The organism is Cupriavidus pampae (assembly GCF_914271485.1).
Classification (GTDB): domain Bacteria; phylum Pseudomonadota; class Gammaproteobacteria; order Burkholderiales; family Burkholderiaceae; genus Cupriavidus; species Cupriavidus pampae.
The window spans coordinates 1-6,361 of the sequence record NZ_CAJZAG010000027.1 but is presented as its reverse complement, the minus strand read 5'-3'; the positions used below and the strand labels follow the sequence as shown (position 1 = coordinate 6,361).

Sequence of the window (6,361 nt, the reverse complement as noted above, 5' to 3'; positions counted from 1 at the left end):
TGAGCTGGGTTGCGACCACGGGCGGCTATACCGGGAACGATGTCCGCGACGTTATGCTTGCGGCTGTGGAACATCGGTTTGGCAATGTCGACGCGGCGCCGGCATCGATTGGCAGCAGATTCGTAACGGTCCGATGAGTACCGTCCTTGACGGGTGAAGCGATACATGTGAGGCTGGGACGGTCAGACGTGGGCGACGTCGATGGGCTGCAGTTCAGCAGCGACGGCCCAAGGCAGCAGTTCATCGATACGGTTGATCGGATGATCGGCGATGTGGCTCAGCACGTGACGCAGGTATGCCTCGGGGTTGAGGCCATTGAGCTTCGCAGTGCCGATGAGGGTGTACATCGCGGCGGCACGTTCGCCACCGCTATCAGCGCCCGCGAATAAAAAGTTTTTGCGTCCCAAGGCGACGGCGCGCAACGCGCGTTCCGCACTGTTGTTGTCGATCTCCAGTCGCCCATCGGCGGCGTAGCGCGTGAACGCCTCCCAACGCTTGAGCGTGTAGAGGATTGCCGCCGTGGTATCTGACTTGCGCGAGAGCTTGCCCGCCGTCTCCTCCAGCCAGGTCTTGAGCGTCGCGAGTCGCGGTACAGCCTCGCGTTGCCGGATCTCCCGGCGCAGGTCTGGTGGCTGCCCTCGGATCTCGCGCTCGATGTCATAGAGTTCGCCGATTCGCGCCAACGCCTGCTCGGTGACAGCATTGGGACGCACTGCATGCAACTCGTGGAACTTGCGTCTGGCGTGCGCCCAGCAAGCGGCTTCCTGCACTCGCCCCGTTTCATAGACCGCGTTGAAGCCAGCGTACGCATCGGCTTGCAAGGTCCCGGCGAAGTATCGGAGATGGTGTTGTGGATGTTCGCCCTTACGGTCGGGCGAGTAGGCTAACCACACTGCGGGTGGCGCGGCATCGGCCGATGGCCGGTCATCACGCACATAGGTCCACAGCCGTGCCGTCTTCGTCTTGCCATTGCCCGGCGCCAGTACGGGGATCGGCGTATCGTCGCCGTGCACCTTGTTGCCTCCCATCACATAGCGTTGGACGGCGGCCACAAGCGGGCTGAGCAATGCCGAGCAGCCTCCGACCCAGTCGCCCAATGTCGACTCGGGCAGGTCGATCCCTTCACGCTCCCAGCGAACGCGCTGACGATACAGCGGCTGATGGTCGCAGAACTTCGAGACGAGAATGTTGGCCAGCAATCCTGGTCCGGGGATGCCGCGGTCGATAGGACGGCTGGGCGCGGGCGCCTGCACGATGCGATCGCAGCCAGTGCAGGCGAGCTTCACGCGGCGATGTCGGATGACACGTAGTCGCGCCGGCACGAGCTCGAGCTGCTCCGAGACGTCCTCACCCAAGACCTTGAAGGCGCCGCCACATGCGCAACACGTGGTCTCTGCTGGCGCGTGAACGACGTCATCACGCTCCAGGTGCGCCGGTAGCGGGTTGCGCCCAACGTTGCCATGGACAGTGCGCGCGCGAGGCGCGCTTGCCGCGGCGACGCCTTCGTCGGTCTGCAGTTCTTCGAGCTTGAGTTCGAGTTGTTCGATCTGCCGGTCCAGCTTCTCAGACCGGTGACCGTACTGTTGGCGCCTGAGCTTGGCAATCAGCAGCTTGAGGTGTTCGATCTCGATCGCATGATCGCGCAGTGCGCTGTCACGCGCGATGATCATCGCCTTCAATGTGGCGATGTCATCGGGAAGCGTCGCGGGATCTGTCTGCATGCCCAGCAGTGTAGGAAGCGGCGCATCAGTTTACAAGGCAAGTGCGGACGCCAGGTGCGCTCTGGCTTGCGCCAGTCAATGCCTTCGAGCAGCATCGAGAGTTGGGCCGGGGTCAGATGCACCTTGCCACTGTCGGCCTGCGGCCAAACGAAGCGCCCGCGCTCCAGGCGCTTGGCCAGCAGACAGAGACCGTCACCGCTCCACCACAAGACCTTGATGAGGTCCCCGCGCCGGCCGCGAAAGACAAAGACGTGACCGCTGTATGGGTCCTCAGCCAGCGTGGCCTGCGCCTTGGCCACCAATCCGTTGAAGCCGCAGCGCATGTCGGTGATGCCTGCGGCGACCCACACGCGCGTTCCCGCAGGCAAGCCAATCATCGTAGCGCCTCGATGAGCTCGCACAGATAGGCCACACCGACATCGTGCAACACAATCCTGCCCCTGGGCAGATGAAGCTCAACGCTCGTTATCGTTCCAGACGACGCTCGTTGCGAGGGGGAAGTGGCTGTCGGCGCGATGCACATCGGAACGAACTCCACGGCCGCCTGGGCCATCGGTCCATACGTGCCTTGTTCGTACTCGCGCCGCCATCTGGCCAGTTGATTGTGGTTAAGGCCGTGCTCGCGCGCGAAGCGCGCCAGTGACATCGACGACGACAGCAGCGCCTGCACTATCTGGCATTTGTACTCCGCCGAGAAGCGGCGCCTTGGCTCCCGGCGATAACCACCTTCCTGATCCTTAGCAGCCTCTGACATAGGTCCCCACTTATCGATAGGTGGGGACCTATTGTGCTTATCGATGCTTCAGCGTCTAGACGGTGCTCACCGGGCGCTTACGCAGATTCGCGCTCACGCGATGGTGCAGCGCTACCGCAGCAATCGAAACACCCCGATGCAGGCAATCCTGGACGGCTTTAGCCTTGAACTCGGCGCTGTGCCGACGTCGGCGTCGCGCTGGTGCGCTCTCTTCGATAGTGTTCACGTGTCCACCAAGAATTTAGATGGACACGATGCTCCTTGCTCTCCTCCTTCCCTTCAAGACGGGTTCACCGGGCGCTTACACCGTACCTCCCGCGCCAGTATAGAACGTCGCCGCCTGATGCCCATCTCGCGACAGATCTCCGGCACCGCGCGGCCCGACTCCGCGCGCTTGAGCGCCTCCCATGACCTGGGTGCCTGCAAACTTCGACTTTTCATTCGTGAAACTCCCTTTGCTGGAATATTCTACTTGCCGACCCGTTTATCCAGCGGGGGATCACCGTGCTACTGAAGTAAAGAGGATTAGATAGGGTGTACGGACTTTGTCATGGCCACATGCTTATCCGTGAAGATGCCGCGAAGGCGTGATTCAATCGTGAAGATAAGCGCGGCAGCGTCTTCGCTCGTCGAAGGCTCATCAATTTTCCCTCTTCCCATCGATGTACGATCTGTATGAAGGAGGCCTTGCAGTTTGGCACCAGCGAAGAGGGGTGAGTCCAAGACCGTGACGGCCAGATCCACTTTTAAACCCGGCGGCAAGAACACGACGCCCATCATATTTGCGCCGACCAGGCTGGCGCCTACGAACTTCACACCCCTGATATTCGCGCCTTGGAAGTTCGCGCCGTTCAGCGTGGCACGGGTGAAGTCGACTCCCCTTAGATCCATCCCGCTGAAATCCACATCTGAGAGATCGCGGTGCCTCATATCTTTTCCCCTTGAAGGATCGAAGCGCTTGGGGCGGGATGCATCGATCGCGACTTGCAGTTGCTCCAGTGAGTTCGCGAAGATGGCCTCCACACTCGCATTCGCGAGGCTGACAAGACGGCCTCGAAGCTCAAGCGGTAACTTAAGAATATCGGAAATGCAACTCTCCATTCTCGCTTTGAATGGGTTATCGGAATTTAGCAGCGCAATGCGTTGGACCAGCTCCCATACGCCACCATGTTTCAAGATGTTCTCCGCGTTCGCCCAGTTCCCACCCAAGATGCCCAACATTGCACGCCTATACTTCTGGACCGTAGCGCGACTGGCGGCCTGGGAAGCGAGCTCGTCTGTAGCGGGTTGAGTCTCATGCGCGCGCCCGGAGCGTTCCGGATACATCATCTTCACTACGGATTCCAGCACATGACAGGCATTCGATACTTTCAACGGAACGTTGCCACGGGCTAGAGCGACATCAAGCCTGCTAGTCAGCTGCACGGTGGCGTCGAGCGAATACACTTGCTCATATGCAGCAAGGAACTCTTCACGAGGAATTCCGGAGACAGTGAGATGCTCGGCCAGTTCCTCAAGCGCGTGCGAGGCTTCATCCGAAGCAATTTTCGTCGTACCGTCGGCAGGGGCGCCTCCACACGCCGTTTCCGCCGAGTTTACTTTGCTGAAGACATAATTCGCTATCGGAACGGCTCCGCGAAGCTGGCCAACCAAAGCTTCATTGGCGCATGCCTGAATGCTTAACGCGAACTGATCTGCGAGAGTACGGCTTCCTTCCGCCACCAGCGCATTCCTGATGTGCGATCGATACAAGCCCGCCGCCTGCAGTTCGAATGCCGCCAGTTCTTGATCGCACGCCCTGAGCGAAGCAAGCAAGTGTGTATGGGTCTCCCTAGCCTGCCGTAGCTTCGGATGGTTTTCCGTGACGTCTTTCAATCTGTCTTCCGCGGCGCGCAACGACTGCGAAGCCTCTTGATAGGCAGCGCGAAACCGGCATATATCCGGACCGGCTGGTACGCTGAGGTAGTGGACAAAATCTGTATGCTGCACTTCGACCAACGCGTTGATGTCTCGATGGAGACCGAGCAGTGTGCTGTCTGCGTCCGTACCGGTGCCGGCGTTGCCGGCTTCTCGCGACCTTTCGAGTCTCGCGTTTATACGAGATAGCACCTCGCGGAGATCCGTGAATGCGCCGAAGCTTCCCGCGCGGAGTGCCCCAACGATCACGTATTGATCCAACATCATATGAAGACGTCGTTCATCAGCTTCGCTCAGACCGGTCGTATCGTTCCGCGCTTGCAAAACATCAGTTGCTTGGTCGAGTTTCTGTTCCAAATCTCGAAGATAGTCCTCGACGCTTACGGATTGATAAAAAGATTCAATTGCCTCGTTCACCGCACGCTTAGCCTTGCCGATATCCTTGATAAGCGGGCTGTTTGCCTCGTCAGTCTGGATGAACCCTACTATTTCCCTCATCTGCCGTTCCGTATTGCATCGCGCCTCATCTAGCGACCTCCTCTTGGCGAGCACCTTGCCCGCTGCGCGATCAATTTTATTGATCTCCACTGCCACGGCATCCGCCTTCCACGCCTGCGGACGCGCCAGGGACGCCAGTTGCTGCCCCGGAAGGATATTTTTGGCTTTGAATGCGCCAGCGTTGGTACTCGTGAAATGGTCATAACCATCTCGTCCATTACGCCCCTTCGACCCATCCACTTCGCCACGGCTTTGTGCAAGCGTGACGGCCTGGCCACAATCAAGCGCCCTTGTTGAGAAGCGGATGCCAGCGCGTCCGCAGAAATCGGCCAGGACATCCTTCACCAACTGCAGGAACGTCCGTCGCAGTGCCGGCGTCGAAAGCTCACGGGCCACGGGTACCGTGGAATCGCCGGAGTGATGCCAGGCGGTAAGGTCCATGCGCAGCATGGGACCGTTTTTGGTCGATACACCAGCCGGTGAAATCTCGAAACGCATATCTGTCTTCAACACTGGCTTGCCATTCAATACGCCCCGGTGGCCATCCTCACCCACCTTCGTGCGACACGTGACCCACTCCGACGACTTGTGCACGCCCACAATGCCCATCTTCTCGATGGAGATGTTGAGTGACTGTCGAACCGGCGCATCAAATTCGTAGCCTTGTGACGCGTGCCTGACGGCGCCGACGTCGGCATCCATCACATCCGCCGCTGAAATTACCTCCACAACCTTCGCCGCAATTGCCTCACCATTGCGCTCGTCTTGATACGCGGCAATCAAATGCTCGGTCAGTTGCCTGACAATCTCCAGCCCCTTCTCCATATCGGTCATCGTGGAATTTGAGCGAACTGCGTCAAAATCCTGATGGCGACCGCCTAACATGATGTCCACGTCGCTGTTCGCCACGCGCTGATAGATGCCAGCGTAATCCACAATGCCGTTTTGATTGCGACGGCCCGCGGCGGCGGCCTCCTTCAACTGCACCTCCAATGCTTGGATGATTCTAGGTGCCGTTGAAGCGCCACTGACAGTAAATTTCATGTAATAATTCCGGTAATTTTTTATTATATCTAGCATCATACACATGCACGATTACGTGAGTATATGACCTACCCAAGATTCTTTCTTCATAAAATATTCGTCATTTTGGAAAAATGCTTGCGAACACCCAAAAATGATTGCCTCTGTTGTCGCGGACGCGCGGCTCGATACGTGTTTACACGGTATATTCCGACAGGCACGGTGAAAGGGAATTGCAGTACTCTCGCGGAGGCGAGCCGGCTTTTCATGCCCGACTTCAACGCCGGCGGCGGAGCTTAGACCGTAGCCACTCCGCGTCGTACCCCCATGCGTGAGGGCATCACATCGACGGGCCGGGCGGCGGCGAACTGATCGGAGCACGTACGATGGCGCTTGAGCTGCCACGACGCGACGGAGAAATCGATATCTGCCCGCGAGGTCTACAGCG

Annotated in this window: 5 protein-coding genes; all 5 read right to left on the bottom strand. The window is 58.9% G+C overall.

Translation table 11 applies throughout. The features are described 5' to 3' along the window. Nucleotides 1–182: 182 nt before the first annotated feature. Nucleotides 183–1,721, bottom strand: a complete 1,539-nt coding sequence (gene tnpC / locus LDO41_RS34045; protein WP_223995882.1) for an IS66 family transposase — start codon at nt 1,719–1,721, stop codon at nt 183–185. Then, nucleotides 1,676–2,098: an IS66 family insertion sequence element accessory protein TnpB gene (gene tnpB / locus LDO41_RS34040; protein WP_377745490.1), complete on the bottom strand. Its 423-nt coding sequence runs from the start codon at nt 2,096–2,098 to the stop codon at nt 1,676–1,678. Before tnpB ends, tnpC begins: the two co-directional genes overlap by 46 nt. Further along, the gene (gene tnpA / locus LDO41_RS34035; protein ID WP_223995881.1) at nt 2,095–2,475 is read right to left on the bottom strand and encodes an IS66-like element accessory protein TnpA; all 381 of its coding nucleotides are present in this window, start codon (nt 2,473–2,475) and stop codon (nt 2,095–2,097) included. The genes tnpB and tnpA overlap by 4 nt, the downstream gene beginning before the upstream one ends. Nucleotides 2,476–2,530: 55 nt before the next feature. Then, entirely contained in the window at nt 2,531–2,701 is a 171-nt protein-coding gene (locus LDO41_RS34485; protein WP_223995880.1) for a helix-turn-helix domain-containing protein, read from the bottom strand. A 299-nt stretch (nt 2,702–3,000) separates the two neighbouring features. Continuing rightward, entirely contained in the window at nt 3,001–5,934 is a 2,934-nt protein-coding gene (locus LDO41_RS34025) for a pentapeptide repeat-containing protein (protein WP_223995879.1), read from the bottom strand. Nucleotides 5,935–6,361: the final 427 nt, after the last annotated feature.

Bases quoted from the DNA above. Each gene is read 5' to 3' on its own strand.
- tnpC (WP_223995882.1), bottom strand. From the start codon at position 1,721: ATGCAGACAGATCCCGCGACGCTTCCCGATGACATCGCCACATTGAAG.
- tnpB (WP_377745490.1), bottom strand. From the start codon at position 2,098: ATGATTGGCTTGCCTGCGGGAACGCGCGTGTGGGTCGCCGCAGGCATC.
- tnpA (WP_223995881.1), bottom strand. From the start codon at position 2,475: ATGTCAGAGGCTGCTAAGGATCAGGAAGGTGGTTATCGCCGGGAGCCA.
- LDO41_RS34025 (WP_223995879.1), bottom strand. From the start codon at position 5,934: ATGAAATTTACTGTCAGTGGCGCTTCAACGGCACCTAGAATCATCCAA.